The following is a 15,323-nucleotide window of genomic DNA, read 5'->3' on the forward strand; positions in this document are numbered from 1 at the left end:
TCCGTGGCCGCGCGCGGGCCCGCCAACTCCGCCCCGGTCCCGGGCCCCGAGGCGCGGGGGCGGGTCGCCCCGGGCGCCGCCGGCAGGGTCCCCCCGGCCCTGCGCCGCGGCGTGGCCGGGTCCGGGCGGGTCAGGTCCGGGCGAGTCAGGTCAGGTCCGACGGGTCGGGCCGGGTCAGGCGGTCTCCAGCTTCCAGTCCTGGCCGGCCGTGCCGCGGACGGGCTGCTGGACGATCCGGGCGCCGTCGGCGGTGGAGCCGGCCTCCACGTCGGCGCAGAGGCCGCTGGAGACGTTGACCAGGTGGACGTGGCCGGCGGTCGTGGCGGGCACGATCCGCCACCACTGGTTGGGGCTCCGGGTGTTGGTCCACTGGTCCAGGGCCTGGCCGGGGACGGTGGAGGCGCCGGGGTTGTCCAGGACCTTGCCGCTGTGGACGTTGACCAGGCGGAAGGAGCCGTCCGCCTCGGGTTCGAGGTCCCACCGCTGGTTGGCCCCGCCGTTCCAGGGCCACTGGACGACGCCTCCGCCGTCGGCGGTGGAGTGGTCGCGGACGTCGAGGACCTTCCCGCCGGCCCGGTTGACCAGGCGGTAGGTGCCGGCGAGCAGGCCGAGGTTGATCCTGGTGCGGGTGCCGGCGGTCAGGGTGATCCTCCTGGCGTGGGCGCCGAGCGGGGAGGCGGCGACCGGGGCCCGGGTGGTGATCGACGTGATGCCCCGGCGGCAGATCAGGGTGATCTCCTGGGTGAGGTCCGAGGTCACGGTGACGGTGGCGGTGCGGGCCGCGGTGTCCCAGACGAGGCTCTCGACGAGGACCCGGTTGCGGCCGCGGACGCCCTTGACGGTGCCCCTGGCGAGTTGGGCGGGCAGGGCGGGCAGGAGTTCCAGGACGCCCGGGCGGGTGTGGAGCAGGGCTTCGGCGAGGACGGCCGGCAGGGCGTTGGCGGCGTCGGCGTTGTACGTGGTGAGTCCGGGGTTGTGGGAGGTCATCAGGGAGCGGAAGACCATGTCGTTGCCGAGGATCTTCCGGAGGTTCTCGTGGACGCCGGCACCGTCCTTGAGCCGGGCGCGGGCCAGCGCGCGGTGGAGGCTGCCGTGCGCGGAGAGGTTCTCGTCGCCGCGCAGGTCCAGGGCCCGGCCGGCGGCGCGGACCAGGTCGGGGCGCTCCTCGGGGTTGATCTCGTGCAGGGGCCAGGCCCCGTACAGGTGGTGGACGTGCCGGTGGTTGTAGCGGTCGGTCAGGCCGGGCCAGGACCACTCCGCGAGCGCACCGTCGCCGTTGACCGTGTAGTCGGGCAGTTGGGCCAGCAGGGCGGTCCAGCGGGCGACGCCCCGGCCCGGCCCCTGTTCGACGCCGAGGGCGTTCGCGGCGTCGACCGCCGCCCGGAGGGCGTGCCGTCCGGCCGCGATGTCGCCGGTGGCGTTGACCGCCAGCATCTGCCCGGTACTGGCGGGCGCGTTCTCCATCGAGTAGGACGGGACGAAGACCTTCTTCCCGCCGGCGTCGGTGCGGGTCAGGAAGTCCTCGTAGAACAGGGCGAGTTCCATGAGGGCCGGGCCCAGCTTGTCGCGGAGGAACGCGGCGTCGCCGGTGACCTGGTAGTGCTCCAGCAGGGGGTGGAGCAGCCAGTCGGCGCCGCCGGTCCAGCACTGGCCGGGGAAGTCGCCGCCGTTGAAGTGGAGCATGTGGCCGTGCTCGCCGTCGGTGCGGCTGGGGGCGAGGAACCCGCGGGCGCCGTAGATCCTGGCGGCGTTGTCGCGCCAGTCGGCGAGCTGGCCGAGGACGAGGGTGAAGTAGCCCTGCATCGCGTCGCCGTGGCTGAGGATGTTGCCGCCGGCGACCTGGAGGTTGACGTTGGCGTCCGTGGTGATGTCGTCGGCCCAGGCGCCCGTCCAGCTGCCGGACCAGATGCCGGTGAGCCGCGGCGGGAGGATTCCGCTGGAGCTGACGAACAGGTAGCGCCCGGAGTCGTACATCCGCTCCAGGAGTGCCAGGTCGAGGCTCGACCGGTTGCCGTTCTGGCGGGCGATCAGTTCGCCGGTGGACAGCCGGCGGTCGGCGGCCGAGACGCCGAGGTCGAGACTCGAACCGTCGAACATCGCCCGGTGCAGCGGCCGGTGCCGGCCGATCAGGGTGCCGTAGTCGGCCGTCAGCGCGGCGAGCGCCTTCTGCAGCGGCTGGGCGTCCCAGGCGTCCGGCGTCTCGTACCGGTCGAGCTTGGTGAGGAGCAGGACCCTGGCGGCCCCGGCGACGACCAGGGTGGAGCCGTGGACGGTGACCGACGCGCGGGCGCCGGTGGCGACGACGCGGGTGACGCCCTGGTAGCCGAACGCTCCCTGTCCGGCAGGGTAGGTGCCGCGGACGTCGAGGTAGCCGTCCCGTCCGACGACCGTCGCCGTGGTGCGGAAGGTGACGCTGCTCGGCGTCCCTTCGAGGGCGGTGTGGACGCCGAGCACGGTGGCGACGGTGCGGCCGGCCGCGGGCAGCAGTTCGTGGACGACGACCCGGTCCGCGCGGGAGACGAAGGCACGGCGCCTCCAGGTGCCGGCCGCGTCGGCCCAGGCATGGGTGACCTCGCCGGTGCGGAAGTCGGTCAGCCGTGCGTAGTCGGCGGCGCCGCTCATCTCCGGTGTGCTCAGGTGGAGTTCGTAGCCGGGGTGGTAGGTCTGGGTCCAGCCCAGGTCCCAGTCTCCGGCGAAGGCGCCGGCCGCGCCGGCGTAGTCGCCGGCCAGTGCCTTGTCCTGCACCTCGGGGAGCCGTCCGGCGAGGTCGGGGGGCTGGACCGCGCGGGTGCCGTTGGGCAGGACGAAGCGGTGGTGGTTGACCACGACCTTCTCCAGGGCGGGGGTCCCGTGGAGCACCGCGCCGTACTCGCCGTTGCCGGTGAGGAAACCGTCGGTCCAGTCCGTGGCGGGCGTGGTGTCGTGGATCCCGCGCTCCGGGAGGGTGACCTGGGGCGGCACGGCGGCCGCGGCCCGGGGCGGCCGGAACCCGCCGGGCAGGACGACGGCGCCCGCAGTGGCGGCGGCCCCGGCGAGGAAGTGCCGGCGGCGCAGAGGGGGATCGGGCAGGCTCATGGTGGGGCTCCATTGGCCGGGTGGGGGGAGGAAGCATCAAGGGGGAGGCGCGGAGCGCCTGCGGTGCGCACGGGCGGCTCGGCGCCGTGGTCCGGGCCCGGTACTGCACATGGTCACGCCCGGTGGCATGTTAACGTGAACATCGGGTTGCAGCCGAGTTTCGAGGACGAGTCGGCCCGCGTCAAGACCTTGGCCCCACAGGCCATTTGTTCGCGGTGATCAGTCGGCCGAGCCCGCGGCCTCCGACCCGGCACCCCGGGCGGACGCTTGACACCTCCCCCGGTCTTCCGATGTCATGAGAGCCCTCGCCTGTTTGAACGCGTTTAATTCCGTCCTCTCCTGTTCGATCGCTCCCCCATGCCTGTCGGACGGACCGGAGCCGGGGGAAACGCGCGGCGAGTCTCGCAACACGTTCGCGATCCCGCCCGGATCGCATCCGCCTCACCCCCAGAGGAATCCCATGGCGCAGCCCCGACCCGTTCCCGCGAACGCACCGGCAGTCACCGTGCCGCCTTCGCCTCGACGGTGCTGAGACCGTTCACCTCGATCCCGGCGAAGTGACCCACCCCGAAGTCACCTTGCTCCGGCTCCCCCACATCCCTTTCAGCCGTAAAGGAACTCCCCCCTCATGAACGACGAATCCAGACCCGGTGTCAGTCGGCGCGCCCTCCTCGGCAGCGCTGCCGCCGTGGCCGGCGCGGCCGCGCTGCCGGCCGCGCTGCGCAGGGCGACGGCCGCCCCGGCACCGTCGGGCACCGGCACGATCGCCGACGTCGAGCACGTGGTGATCTTCATGCAGGAGAACCGGGCCTTCGACCACTACTTCGGTTCCCTCAGCGGGGTCCGCGGCTTCGGCGACCGCAACGCGGTGAAGCTCCCGAACGGCGAGCCGGTGTGGCACCAGCCCGCGTCCGGTGGCACCGGCTCCATCCTGCCCTTCCGGATGGACACCACGACCACCTCCGCCACGTGCGCGGAGGCACCGGCCATGAACTGGCCTGTCGACCTCGCCATCTGGAACGGCGGCCGGTACGACCGCTGGAACACGGCCAGGGAGCCGGGTGTCGGGATGGGCTACTTCACCCGCCCGGACCTGGACTTCTACTACCGGCTCGCCGACGAGTTCACCATCTGCGACCACTACTTCCAGTCCACCCTGACCCAGACCAACCCCAACCGGCTGCACGCCTTCACCGGCAGCAACGGCCTCTCGGTGGGTGAGGCCGCGGTCATGGACAACACGTGTCCGGAGCCGGGGTTCGGCTGGACCACCTATGCCGAACGCCTGGAGTCGGCCGGCGTCAGCTGGAAGGTCTACCAGCAGACCGACAACTTCGACGACAACGCACTCGCCTGGTTCGCGACCTTCAAGCAGTCCGGCCCCGGCCAGGCCCTCCACGACAAGGGGATCGCCACCGTCGCCGACCTCGTCTCGGCCTTCGGCGAGGACGTCGCCCGGGACACGCTGCCCCAGGTCAGCTGGATCGTCGCGCCGGAACCCCTGTCCGAGCACGCGAACCACCGCCCCGCCGACGGCGAGAACCTCACGGCGCGGTTACTCGCCGCACTCGCCGCGAACCCGGCCGTCCGGGACAAGACCGTGTTCATCCTCAACTACGACGAGAACGGCGGCTTCTTCGACCACGTGCCACCGCCCATGCCGCCGACCTCCGAGGCCGACGGGCTGTCCACGGTCACCACCGCCGGGGAGATCAGCGGCGGGAAGCCGATCGGGCTGGGCTTCCGCGTGCCGCTGATCGTCGTCTCCCCGTGGACCCGCGGGGGGTACGTCTGTTCCGAGGTCTTCGACCACACCTCCGTCATCCGCTTCTGCTCCGAGGTGTTCGGTGTGGCCGAGCCGAACATCAGCCCCTGGCGCAGGGCGGTCACCGGGGACCTGCGGTCCGCCTTCGACTTCACCTCCCCGCAGAGCGGTTGGCCGGACCTCCCGGACACCGGCGGCTACCCCGCGCAATCCGCCGCACAGTGCCGCGACCTCCCCGCGCCGAGGGTGCCCCGCGTGCAGACCCTCCCGGTGCAGGAGGCCGGGCACCGCAAGGCCCGGGCCCTGCCGTACGCCTTCGAGGCCTCGGGGCGGGTCACCCCGGAGGCCTTCCGGATCGACATGGTGAACAGCGGAACCGCCGGGCAGTGCGTCCACCTCTACGCCAACGACTTCCGGAAGGACGGGCCCTGGCGACACACGGTGGAGGCGGGCAAGAGCCTGACCGACCACTTCGTCCAGGGCACGCCGGCCGGCTCCTACGACCTCTCCCTCTACGGTCCGAACGGCCTGCACCGACGCTTTCGCGGCAACCGGCTCACCGCCACCACCGCCGGGCACGCCAACCCGGAAGTCACCGCGCAAGCCGACGTCCCGAACGGCCGCCTCACGCTCACCATGACCAACAGCGGCACCGCCCCGTGCACCGTCACGGTCACGGCCGGCGCCTACCGCACGGACGGTCCCTGGACGTTCCACCTGCCCGCCTCCGCGACCGTGCGGAACTCCTGGACGATCACCGACAGCAGCTGGTGGTACGACCTCACCGCCACCGCCGACACGGCCGACGGCTTCCTGCGCCGGTTCGCCGGCCACGTGGAGAACGGAGCCGAGAGCATCACCGATCCGGCCGCCGGCGGCGCCCCCGGGGCCGGCCTCCGGTAGGCCGGGGGTTCGGCGCGCGGAACGGGCCCGCGCGCCGTCCCCCCACCCGGATCCGCCCCTCCCCGTGCCGTCACCTCCACCGGATACAGGTCACATGCCCCTTCCCCTGCGCTGCGCATCGGCCCTCTGGTCCCTCTTCCTGCTCGTCGCGGGCCTGATGCTGCTGTACGTGTTCTCCCTCCGGATTCCCGCAGGGCTGGAGCCCGGCGACGTCGTCCTCCCGCTTCCGGCGATCGGCGTGCTGGCCGCGTCGGGCGTCACGGTCCGCCGCGCCGTTCACGGAGGCCGTCGTGCGCGGGGGGTGCTGGACGTCCTCGCCGCCCTCTCGCTCCTGCTGGTCCTCGTGACGGTGGTGCTGACGATCGACGCCCCCGGACCTGTGCCCGTCGTCGACCTGGCGATCGTCCTCCTCCCGCCGGCCGCCCAGGTGCTGATGCACCTGCCGTCGGTCCGGCCCGCCTACGGTGGCGGGAGAGCGGGTCCGCACGGCGCACCGTGACACCGCGCCGTGGCTCCGAGCCGTGATCCACGTCACGTTCCCCGTGGCGCGGATTGCTGGTTATCGTGCTTCCAACGAAGCGACGACGGATTTCCGGCCCACCGCAGTGCGGACCGATTCCGGGTAGCCCGATCCCGCCCGAGAATTGACCGGGATCGGCGAGGCCCGGTCGGCCGCCGGGATTTCCGCGCATTCGGAGCCGCACAACCGCAGGTCAGGGGCCGTCCCACGACGATTCCCCACCTCGCCGGAAGGAGGTCGCCCCGGTAAGGAATACGGCACCGGTCGGCATTCCGGCGGTCTCGCCCCCGATGATTCGCCCATGCCTCCGGGCTTTCGGACCGGACACGGTCGGCGGTCGCGGAACACCCCGCCGATCCGGCGTCCGCCGCGATCCGCGAAGGATCGCCCGCCCCGGCGGACCGTGCGCCGTCCGGCCCGTCCCCCGGGCCGCGGTTCCCGCTCCGGCCAGTCCCCCTGGAGGTACCCGATGAGCATCGAAGACCACGGCAGCCGGCCCGAGCAGTGGCTCCATGCACGCAAGCGCGACCGGCGCACGTACGTTCTCGACACCAGCGTCCTCCTGGCGGACCCTCTCGCCATGACCCGCTTCGAGGAGCACGAAGTCGTCCTCCCCGTGGTCGTGGTCACCGAGCTGGAAGCCAAGCGGCACCACCCCGAACTGGGCTACTTCGCCCGCCAGGCGCTGCGGCTGCTCGACGACTTCCGGATCCGCTTCGGCCGCCTCGACGAACCGATCCCGGTCGGCGAGCTCGGCGGCACCATCCGCGTCGAGCTCAACCACTCCGACCCCTCTATCCTCCCGGCCGGCTACCGGATCGGCGGCGGCGAGGCCGACACCCGCATCCTCGCCGTCGCACGCAACCTCCAGGCCGAGGGGTACGACGTCACCGTCGTCTCCAAGGACCTCCCCCTGCGGATCAAGGCATCCTCCGTGGGCCTGCTCGCCGAGGAGTACCGGGCCGAGCTGGCGGTCACCTCCGGCTGGACCGGCATGTCCGAACTCCACGTCGCGGCCGACGACGTCGACGCCCTGTTCACCGCCGGCCACGACGCCGCGGTGTCCATCGAAGGCGTCAGCGACCTCCCGGTACACACCGGACTCGTCCTCACCTCCGAACGCGGCCGGGCACTCGGCCGGATCACCGGCGACGGCCGCGTCCGGCTGGTCCGCGGAGAACGCGAGGCCTTCGGACTGCGCGGCCGAAGCGCCGAGCAGCGGGTCGCCCTCGACCTCCTGCTCGACCCGGACATCGGCATCGTCTCCATGGGCGGCCGGGCCGGCACCGGAAAGTCCGCGCTGGCGCTCTGCGCCGGCCTGGAAGCCGTCCTGGAACGCCAGCAGCACCGCAAGGTGATGGTCTTCCGCCCGCTCTACGCCGTCGGCGGCCAAGAACTCGGCTACCTGCCCGGCAGCGAGAGCGAGAAGATGAGCCCCTGGGCCCAGGCCGTCTTCGACACCCTCTCCGCCGTCACCACCCCCGACGTCATCGAGGAGATCATCTCCCGGGGCATGCTGGAGGTCCTGCCACTCACCCACATCCGCGGGCGTTCCCTGCACGACGCCTTCGTGATCGTCGACGAGGCACAGTCCCTGGAACGCAACGTCCTGCTCACCGTCCTCTCCCGGATCGGCCAGGGCTCACGCGTCGTCCTCACCCACGACGTCGCCCAGCGCGACAACCTCAGGGTCGGCCGCCACGACGGCGTCGTCGCCGTGGTGGAGAAACTGAAGGGCCACCCACTCTTCGCCCACATCACCCTCACCCGCTCGGAGCGTTCGCCGATCGCCGCCCTCGTGACCGAGATGCTGGAGGACGTCCAGGTCTGACCCCGCCGTGGAGCGCCTACCGGCAGACCGCGGCCCGGTCGCCCCCTTCCAGTACCTCACGGGTCGCGGAGCCGTAGGACACCTCGGTGCGTTCGGCGCCACCGACGCCCGCTCCCCGCTGGAAGCGCTCCAGGGCGGCCACGGTGGCCTCGTCGAACCGGCCGCGGACGAACGGCATGGCCCGGTGGTAGCAGCCCGCGCCGAGCAGGAGTTGTTGCAGCGTCAGGACACCTTCGCCGCTGTCACCCCAGTGCAGGGGAGCGGGACGGGCGGAGTCGGTCGGCGACGTTGTGCCGGGCCGGCCTGACGGTGTGGGCCCGGGCGTCGCCGGGCGGCTGCTCCCCGAACCGCCCGCCGTGGCGGTGGGGAGGGAGGGTGCCGGCGCGGCGTCCGGTTCCTCCTCCGGCCGGGTGGGCACGGCACGCCGGTCCTCCTCCAGGTCGGGCGTGGTCAGCACCGGCGTCATGGTGCAGGCCAGCGTCAAGGTGCCGAGTCCGGCCGCCCAGAGGGCCGCCGTCCAGCGCCTGCGGGCGTGCCGTGCCGACCGGCGGCGCCGACGGTGTCCGGGCATGCGCGGCTCCGCGCCGACCGCTGCGGGCGCCGCACGGTCGGCGGCGTCCCCGGCCGCGGCGTCGGACGGCTCCGGCGGAGCCGGATCCCAGCGGCCGAGCAGTGCGCGCGCCTGCAGTTCGGCAATGTCCCAGTGCTGGACGGCCCGCAGGTCGGCCAGTGCCCCGGCGCAGGGCTCGCACCCGTCCAGGTGGCCGGTCATCTCCGGGTCGGCCGCACGACCGCCGCTCGCGGCGTCGGCCAGCCGGATCGCCAGGTGCCGGCACAACCGCTCGGTCACGAGGGAGTTGCGTTCCCGCAGGTAGGCCATGGCCAGTGCCTGCCGTACCGGGCCGGCCGGGGCCGGGCCGGCCGGGGCCGGGTGCGCCGGCGGGGCACCTGCTCCGGGTACCGGCAGCAAGGTGTGCCACACCTCGGTCGCCGCGGGTTCGGGCAGCCGGTGGAGCGCGCGAAGGAGCGGGCAGCCGCTCTCGGCCGCACGGAGCGCGGCGACGAGCCCGGCCCGGGCGGACCCCTGCTGCCGGTGGTGCAGCCAGCGTCCGAAGGCGGGCGACAGGTGGTCGGGGCCTCCGTCGTCGGCCCACCGGGCGGCCAGTTGACGGGCCCCGTCCACCAGGCAGGACATCCAGGTCGGGGCGGGGACGGGCCCGAGGTCGAAGACGTCCAGGGCCCGGTTGAAGGTCGCCACCGTGAGCGTTTCGGCGCTCCGCCGGTCCCCGCAGAGGACGCCGGCGTAGGCCAGCACCACCTCGCCGTGTCTGCGCATGAGCTCCTCGGCCGCGGCGCGCCGGGTGGGCGCGGCCACCAGCAGGCCGGAGAGTTCGGAGTCGGTGAGGGCGGCGACGGGAGCGGGCATGGAAGTCCTTGCTGGATCGGTCCTCGGCGGACCCGCGCCCTGCCGGGCTCCGGGTCTCCGTCGGCTGTCTCTGGGAGGAGCCGCAACACGGCGGCCACGCCCGCCGTGTTGCGCAACCGTGACCGCCCGACCGTGACCGCGCCGGCGCCCGACCGCGCTCCGGTACGCCCGGCGGACCGCCGCCCGGTGGGCGGCGGTCCTGGGGGGAGGTGTCCCTGCGGTCCTGCGGGTGGGTCAGTTCCCGAGGGTAAATGCGGTGTCGTCGATCAGATAGGTCGTCCGGGCCGAGAGGTCCTCCCGGCCCACGAAGCGCACGTCGACGTACTGACCGGCGTACGAGGACAGGTCGACGCTCCGCTCGACGTAACCGGTGGTCGCGTCCAGGTTGGACCAGGTGGCGAGCACCGTGTCGCCGACCTGGACGGTCAGCTTGTCGTAGGGCACGGTCGTGGTTTCCTCGCCGGTGCTGATGTGCACCCAGAAGGTCAGCACCGCCCGGCAGCCGTACGGAATGTGGACGGTCTGGGACAGGGTGTCGGTGCTGGTGTCGCCGTGCCCGCCCAGCCATGCCTTCCACGCTCCGCTGCGCGGGAGGGTGTAGGGGTTGCCGGAGTCGACGGTCCGGCCGTTCGACGCGGTCCAGGCGACCGGGCCGTCCTCGAAGCCGGGGTTGGCCAACTGCTGGGTGGTGGCGCACTCCCCCACGGTGTAGGTGATCCAGGAGAACGACACCACGTCGTGGGCCCCGGTGGGGTCGGTGGCCGTGAGCGTGACGGTGGCGGTGGCCTGGGTGGTGGGGGTGCCGGTGATCACACCGCTGGAGGCGTCGATCGTCAGGCCGGCGGGCAGGCCGGTGGCGGTGTAGGTGAGCGGCCCCGCGTTGCTGCTGGTGGCCTCGATCCGGAGGTTCACCTCGGTGCCGGTCCGGGTGACCTGGTCGCCGGGACCGGTCAGGGTGACGCCGGTGGTGATGCGGGATCCGACGTTGACGGCCGCCCACGCGTTGGCGGTGTTGCGGTAGGCGAGGCTGTCGGCGCCGTACAGGTCGGCGGCGGCCTTGAGGGTGGCGGTGCGAGCGCCGGCGTAGTCGGTGGAGGAGGTCATGTAGGTGCTCAGCGCCCGGTACCAGATCGCCGCGGCGGCTGCGCGCCCGATCGGGTTGACCGCCTTGCCGTCGGAGGTCGGCGAGTCGTACGCCACGCCGTTGACGAGCTTGGCGCCGCTGCCCTCGGAAGCCAGGTAGAACCAGTGGTTGGCCGGGCCGGAGGAGAAGTGGACGTTGACGGAGCCGATCCCGGCGTACCAGTAGTCCTTGGAGGCGCCGTCCTTGGAGGGCTTGTCCATGTAGCGCAGCGGCGTGCCGTCGCCGTTGATGTTGATCTTCTCGCCGATCAGGTAGTCCCCCGGATCGGCGGAGTTCCCGGCCCAGAACTCGACGGCGGAGGCCATGATGTCGGAGGTCGCCTCGTTGAGGCCGCCGGACTCACCGCTGTAGACCAGGCCCGCGGTGTGGGAGGTGACGCCGTGCGTCATCTCGTGGGCGGCCACGTCGACCGAGGTGAGCGGGTTGACGTCGTAGTCGCCGTCGCCGTACGTCATGCAGAAGCAGACGTCCCACCAGTACGCGTTGGCGTAGCTCGTGCCGTAGTGGACGTGGCTGGTCGCGGCGACGCCGTCGTTCCTGACGCCGTTGCGGCCCTGGACCTCCTTGTAGTAGTCCCAGGTCAGTTGGGCGCCGTAGGCGGCGTCGACGCCTGCGGTCTGCACCTGGTCGGGCCGGCCGTTGCCCCACACGTCGTCGGCGTCGGTGAACAGGGTGCCCTTGGCCCGGTCGTCCTCGGTGTGCTCCAGGTCGTACGTCCGGTGCCCGCCGCGGGTGTCGTCGGTCATCGTGTGGGCGCCGTCGGCTTCCTTGGTGCCGATGGTGACCTCGCCGGAGTACTGGCTGTGGCCGGCGCCGTTCTTGACGTTCTGGAAGTCGAACAGGTGGGCGCCGGTGGCGGCGTCGGTGACGACGTGCAGTTCCGCCGGGGTCCCGTCGCCCTGCACCCCGCCGACGACGCTCTCCCAGGCCCGCACCGGCCGGCCGGTCGCGGCCCACACGACCTCGCGGACGGACGCGACCGCCGCGTCGCTCACCCCCTCGGCCCCGGCGCGCTCCAGCGCCCGGGCGTTGGCGGTCCCGGCGGTGACGGCCGCCAGGGAGGGGCTGACCGCGAGGGTGACGCCGGTGGCCTTGTCGACGTCCTTGACGGTGCCGTCGGCGGCCGTGTGGACCACCAGGTCGCCGCCGAGGACCGGGAGTCCGGCGAGGGTGCGGTCGTACCGGGTGTGCAGCGATCCGTCCGTGTCCTTGCTGACGGACTTCGGCAGCAACTCCTCCTCGGGGCCGAGACCGAGGGCTTCGGCGGTGACCGAGCGGCGGGTCCGGGCGTCGGCCGTCAGCGCGGCCTGCTCCTCCTGGTCCAGCGCCGCGGGCGCGGCGCCGGCCCGGGGGGCGGGGACGCCGGGGCCGACGCGCTCGGCGGCGGTCACGGTGGAGCCGGAGGTGACCGGTCCGGCCGCGGCGGCGCCGGGCGGCAGCACGGCGGTGATGAGGGAGACGCCGAGCGCGAGCGCGCACGCTCCGGCTGTCCTGCGGGTGTGAGGTGTCAAGGAAAACTCCTCGGGGGGTGGCCGGCGTCGGGCCCGGCCTCGGGGGCCCGGATGCGCCGGACAACGCTGTCCGGTCGCCGTCCGGGCAACGGCGTAGAGGCAACTGCCGCTCTCCACTGATCACTTGAAGAGCTCGGCAGGCTCGACGAAGCCTGACATGTTTGCGCGAACATGTCACCCGGTCCGGTGCGAACCGGCCTGATGCGGCAAGCCCCGGCGCGGCCCGCGTTCCCACCGGCGGATCTTCCGCAGGACCCCCGCTCCGGGGCGGGGGCCGGGCCGGAGGACTGGTCGGAGCCTGTGCGACGACGACCTGCGCTCCCCGGCGGCGGGGCGCGTCGACGCCCCGGCCCCATGGAGAGGGTCCGGGGCGACAGCGGCCGCAATGGCCGGATGCGATCGGAGCCGGGTCGGCGCGTCGGGCGAACGGTCAGCGGGCCGGACGGACGGTCAGCCCTCCAGGTCGTCCCACTGGCCGAGCAGGTCGTCCTCCGAGAGCTTCACGGCCGGCCCGTCCTCCTCGATGAGCGACTGTGAGGTCCAGATGGTCTTGCCCCGCGCCGAGTAGCGGGTGCCCCAGCGCTCGGCGTAGCGGGCGACGAGGAACAGACCGCGTCCGCCCTCGTCGGTGTCCGCGGCCCGGCGGATGTGCGGCGCGGTGCTGTTCCCGTCGGAGACCTCGCAGACCAGGGTCTCGGTGAGGAGCAGGCGGACGTGGACGGGTTCCCGGCCGTACCGCACGGCGTTGGTGATCAGTTCGCTGAGGATGAGCTCGGTGCCGAAGGAGAGCCGCTCCAGCCCCCAGTCGGCCAGCCGGCGGGCGCAGTCCCGGCGCACCGGGCCCACGGCCTCGGGGGCGCTGGGCACGTCCCATTCGGCGACCCGGTCCCGGTCGAGGAGCCTGGTCCGGGCCACCACGAGGGCGACGTCGTCGGTCGGCCGGGTGCGCAGCATCGCCCCGATCACGCTCTCGCACGCCTCCTCCGGAGACCGGGTCGGGCCGGCGAGCACCTCCGCCAGCGCGTCCAGGGCGAGGTCGACGTCCCGGTCGCGGGCCTTGAGCAGGCCGTCGGTGCAGAGCACCAGTCGGGAGCCCTCGGGCACGGCCAGTTCGACGGCCTCGACGGGCATGCCGGCGCCGAGGCCCAGCGGAGGGGAGACCGGCGGCTGCACGAACTCGACGGTGCCGTCGGGGCGGACCAGGGCCATCGGGAGGTGACCCGCGCTGGCGGCGGCGACCCGGCCCGCGACCGCGTCGTAGACGGCGTAGAAGCAGGTGGCGCCCGTCATCATCTGGGCGCTGCCCTGGCCTTCGCCCTCCTGGTCGTCGATGCGGGCGACCAAGTCGTCGAGGTGGCCGAGCAGTTCGTCCGGGGGGAGGTCGAGGGCCGAGAAGTTGTGGACGGCGATGCGCAGGCGGCCCATGGTGACGGCGGCGTGCAGGCCGTGGCCGACCACGTCGCCGACGACGAGGGCGACCCTGGCGCCGGGCAGCGGGATGACGTCGAACCAGTCGCCGCCCACCCCGGCCTGGGCGGGCAGGTAGCGGTGGGCCACGTCCAGCGCTTCCTGGTCCGGCAGTTCCCGGGGCAGCAGGCTGCGCTGGAGGGTCTCCGCCATGGCGTGCTCGCGACTGTAGCGCCAGGCGTTGTCGATGCAGACCGCGGCCCGGCTGCCGACCTCCTTGGCGAAGGCGAGGTCCTCCTCGTCGAACGGCGGGGAGTCGTGGGCGCGCCAGAAGTTCACCAGCCCCAGGGTCAGGCCGCGCGCCTGGAGCGGGACGACCATCAGCGAGTGGATCCCGTGGTCGAGGATCCGCTGGGCGCGTTCGAGGTCCTGCGTCCGCCAGCCCGTGGAGCCCGCGAGGTCGGCCTCGACGACGGCCCGGCCTTCGCGCACGCTCGCCGCCATGGGTGTGCCCGGCACGAAGTCGATCAGCCGCCCGACCGGGTAGAGCGGGTGGTCCTCCGCGAGGCCCGCGACGGCGCTGCGGCGCAGCACGGTGGAGGCCCCGGCCGGGGCGTCGCCGTGCAGCACCGGGTCCTGCAGCTCGACGCTGGCGATGTCGGCGAAGCCCGGGACGGCCGCCTGCACCAGTTCCTCGGCGGTCCGCACCACGTTCAGCGTCGAACCGATCCGCATCCCGGCGTCGTAGAGCAACCGCAGCCGCGCCCTGGCCAGCTTCGCGCGGCCGGCCAGCACCCGCAGCTCCGTGGTGTCGCGCAGGGTCACCACGCTGGTGCCGTGCTCCCCGGTGGGAGAGGTGGGCCGCTTGTTGAGGGAGAGCAGCCTCTCCCCGGCGCGGTGGACCTCGTCGTCGGCGGTGCGGCCGGAGGCAAGCAGCTCGGCGGTGTCGGTGTCGAGCCCGAGGGTGTCGACGCGGCGCCCTTCGGCCTCGGCGGGGAGGTCGAGGAGGCGGCGGGCCTCGTCGTTGGCCAGGAGCAGGCGGCCGTCGTCGTCGGTGATCAGGACGCCCTCGCGCACCGAGTGCAGGACGGCGTCGTGGTGTTCGTACATCCGGGTCATCGCGGCCGGGCCGAGGCCCCGCGTCTGGCGTCGCAGCCGGCGGCTCACCAGGGCGGCGCAGCCGGCCGCGAGGGCGGTGGCGGCGGCCGCTCCGACCAGGAAGACGGGCAGCTCGTGGTGGACCGACTTGTGGATGGCTTCGAGGGTGACGGGGGCGGCGACGATGGCGACCACCGCCCCGGTCGAGTCCTTGACGGGGACGGCCGACACCACCGAGCGGCCCAGCGCACCGTCGAAGGTCCTGGTGACGGCCCTGCCCTCGGCGGCCTCCGCGTAGGGGCCGATGACGTGCTTGCCGAGCTGCGCGGTGTCGCTGTGCGTGAGCACGGTCCCGTCGAGCCGGTACACGATGAGCGCGTCGATCCCGGCGGCCGTCCGGACCTCCTCGGCCAGCGGTTGGAGGGTCGCGGTGGGGTCGGCGCCGTCCAGAGCGGCGACGAGTCCGGGCGCGTGGGCGAAGGACTCGGCGGCGGCGAGGGTGCGGTGCCGGGCGTCGGTGGTGGTGGAGCGCTGTTGCTGCACCACGAGGGCCACCACGGCGCCGACCACCAGGAGGACGACCATCACCAGCTGGAGGAGGAAGACCTCGCGGGCGAAGCTGCGCCCGGCCGTCCCGCCCGGT

At 73.3% G+C, this 15,323-nt stretch carries 7 protein-coding genes; 3 read left to right on the forward strand and 4 right to left on the reverse strand.

What is annotated here, in order from left to right:
- Positions 1 to 174: 174 nt before the first annotated feature.
- Positions 175 to 3,075, reverse strand: a complete 2,901-nt coding sequence (locus tag ABZY91_RS24895; protein WP_355405294.1) for an RICIN domain-containing protein — start codon at positions 3,073 to 3,075, stop codon at positions 175 to 177.
- Between the two features lie 628 nt (positions 3,076 to 3,703).
- Here ABZY91_RS24895 and ABZY91_RS24900 point away from each other — a divergent pair.
- The 3 genes from ABZY91_RS24900 (at position 3,704) to ABZY91_RS24910 (ending at position 8,094) form a co-directional block, all read left to right on the forward strand.
- The gene (locus ABZY91_RS24900; protein ID WP_355405295.1) at positions 3,704 to 5,743 is read left to right on the forward strand and encodes a phosphocholine-specific phospholipase C; all 2,040 of its coding nucleotides are present in this window, start codon (positions 3,704 to 3,706) and stop codon (positions 5,741 to 5,743) included.
- A gap of 94 nt (positions 5,744 to 5,837) precedes the next feature.
- Positions 5,838 to 6,242: a hypothetical protein gene (locus ABZY91_RS24905; protein ID WP_355405296.1), complete on the forward strand. Its 405-nt coding sequence runs from the start codon at positions 5,838 to 5,840 to the stop codon at positions 6,240 to 6,242.
- A 490-nt stretch (positions 6,243 to 6,732) separates the two neighbouring features.
- Complete coding sequence (locus ABZY91_RS24910) at positions 6,733 to 8,094, forward strand: PhoH family protein (protein ID WP_355405297.1); 1,362 nt, start codon at positions 6,733 to 6,735, stop codon at positions 8,092 to 8,094.
- A gap of 16 nt (positions 8,095 to 8,110) precedes the next feature.
- Here ABZY91_RS24910 and ABZY91_RS24915 read toward each other — a convergent pair whose 3' ends face one another.
- The 3 genes from ABZY91_RS24915 to ABZY91_RS24925 all read right to left on the reverse strand — a co-directional run bounded on the left by ABZY91_RS24915 (position 8,111) and on the right by ABZY91_RS24925 (position 15,265).
- Positions 8,111 to 9,520, reverse strand: a complete 1,410-nt coding sequence (locus ABZY91_RS24915) for a peptidoglycan-binding domain-containing protein (RefSeq protein ID WP_355405298.1) — start codon at positions 9,518 to 9,520, stop codon at positions 8,111 to 8,113.
- A 234-nt stretch (positions 9,521 to 9,754) separates the two neighbouring features.
- Positions 9,755 to 12,175 (reverse strand): M4 family metallopeptidase, encoded by a 2,421-nt coding sequence (locus ABZY91_RS24920; RefSeq protein WP_355405299.1) that lies wholly within the window; start codon positions 12,173 to 12,175, stop codon positions 9,755 to 9,757.
- A 450-nt stretch (positions 12,176 to 12,625) separates the two neighbouring features.
- Positions 12,626 to 15,265 (reverse strand): SpoIIE family protein phosphatase, encoded by a 2,640-nt coding sequence (locus ABZY91_RS24925; RefSeq protein WP_355405330.1) that lies wholly within the window; start codon positions 15,263 to 15,265, stop codon positions 12,626 to 12,628.
- Positions 15,266 to 15,323 lie beyond the last annotated feature (58 nt).

Origin of the sequence: Kitasatospora sp. NPDC002965, from assembly GCF_040611255.1 — a bacterium.
Taxonomy (GTDB): domain Bacteria; phylum Actinomycetota; class Actinomycetes; order Streptomycetales; family Streptomycetaceae; genus Kitasatospora.

Excerpts from the sequence above, each read along its gene's own strand:
- ABZY91_RS24900 (WP_355405295.1), top strand. The coding sequence starts at position 3,704 with ATGAACGACGAATCCAGACCCGGTGTCAGTCGGCGCGCCCTCCTCGGC.
- ABZY91_RS24895 (WP_355405294.1), bottom strand. The coding sequence starts at position 3,075 with ATGAGCCTGCCCGATCCCCCTCTGCGCCGCCGGCACTTCCTCGCCGGG.
- ABZY91_RS24905 (WP_355405296.1), top strand. The coding sequence starts at position 5,838 with ATGCCCCTTCCCCTGCGCTGCGCATCGGCCCTCTGGTCCCTCTTCCTG.
- ABZY91_RS24915 (WP_355405298.1), bottom strand. The coding sequence starts at position 9,520 with ATGCCCGCTCCCGTCGCCGCCCTCACCGACTCCGAACTCTCCGGCCTG.
- ABZY91_RS24925 (WP_355405330.1), bottom strand. The coding sequence starts at position 15,265 with ATGGTCGTCCTCCTGGTGGTCGGCGCCGTGGTGGCCCTCGTGGTGCAG.
- ABZY91_RS24910 (WP_355405297.1), top strand. The coding sequence starts at position 6,733 with ATGAGCATCGAAGACCACGGCAGCCGGCCCGAGCAGTGGCTCCATGCA.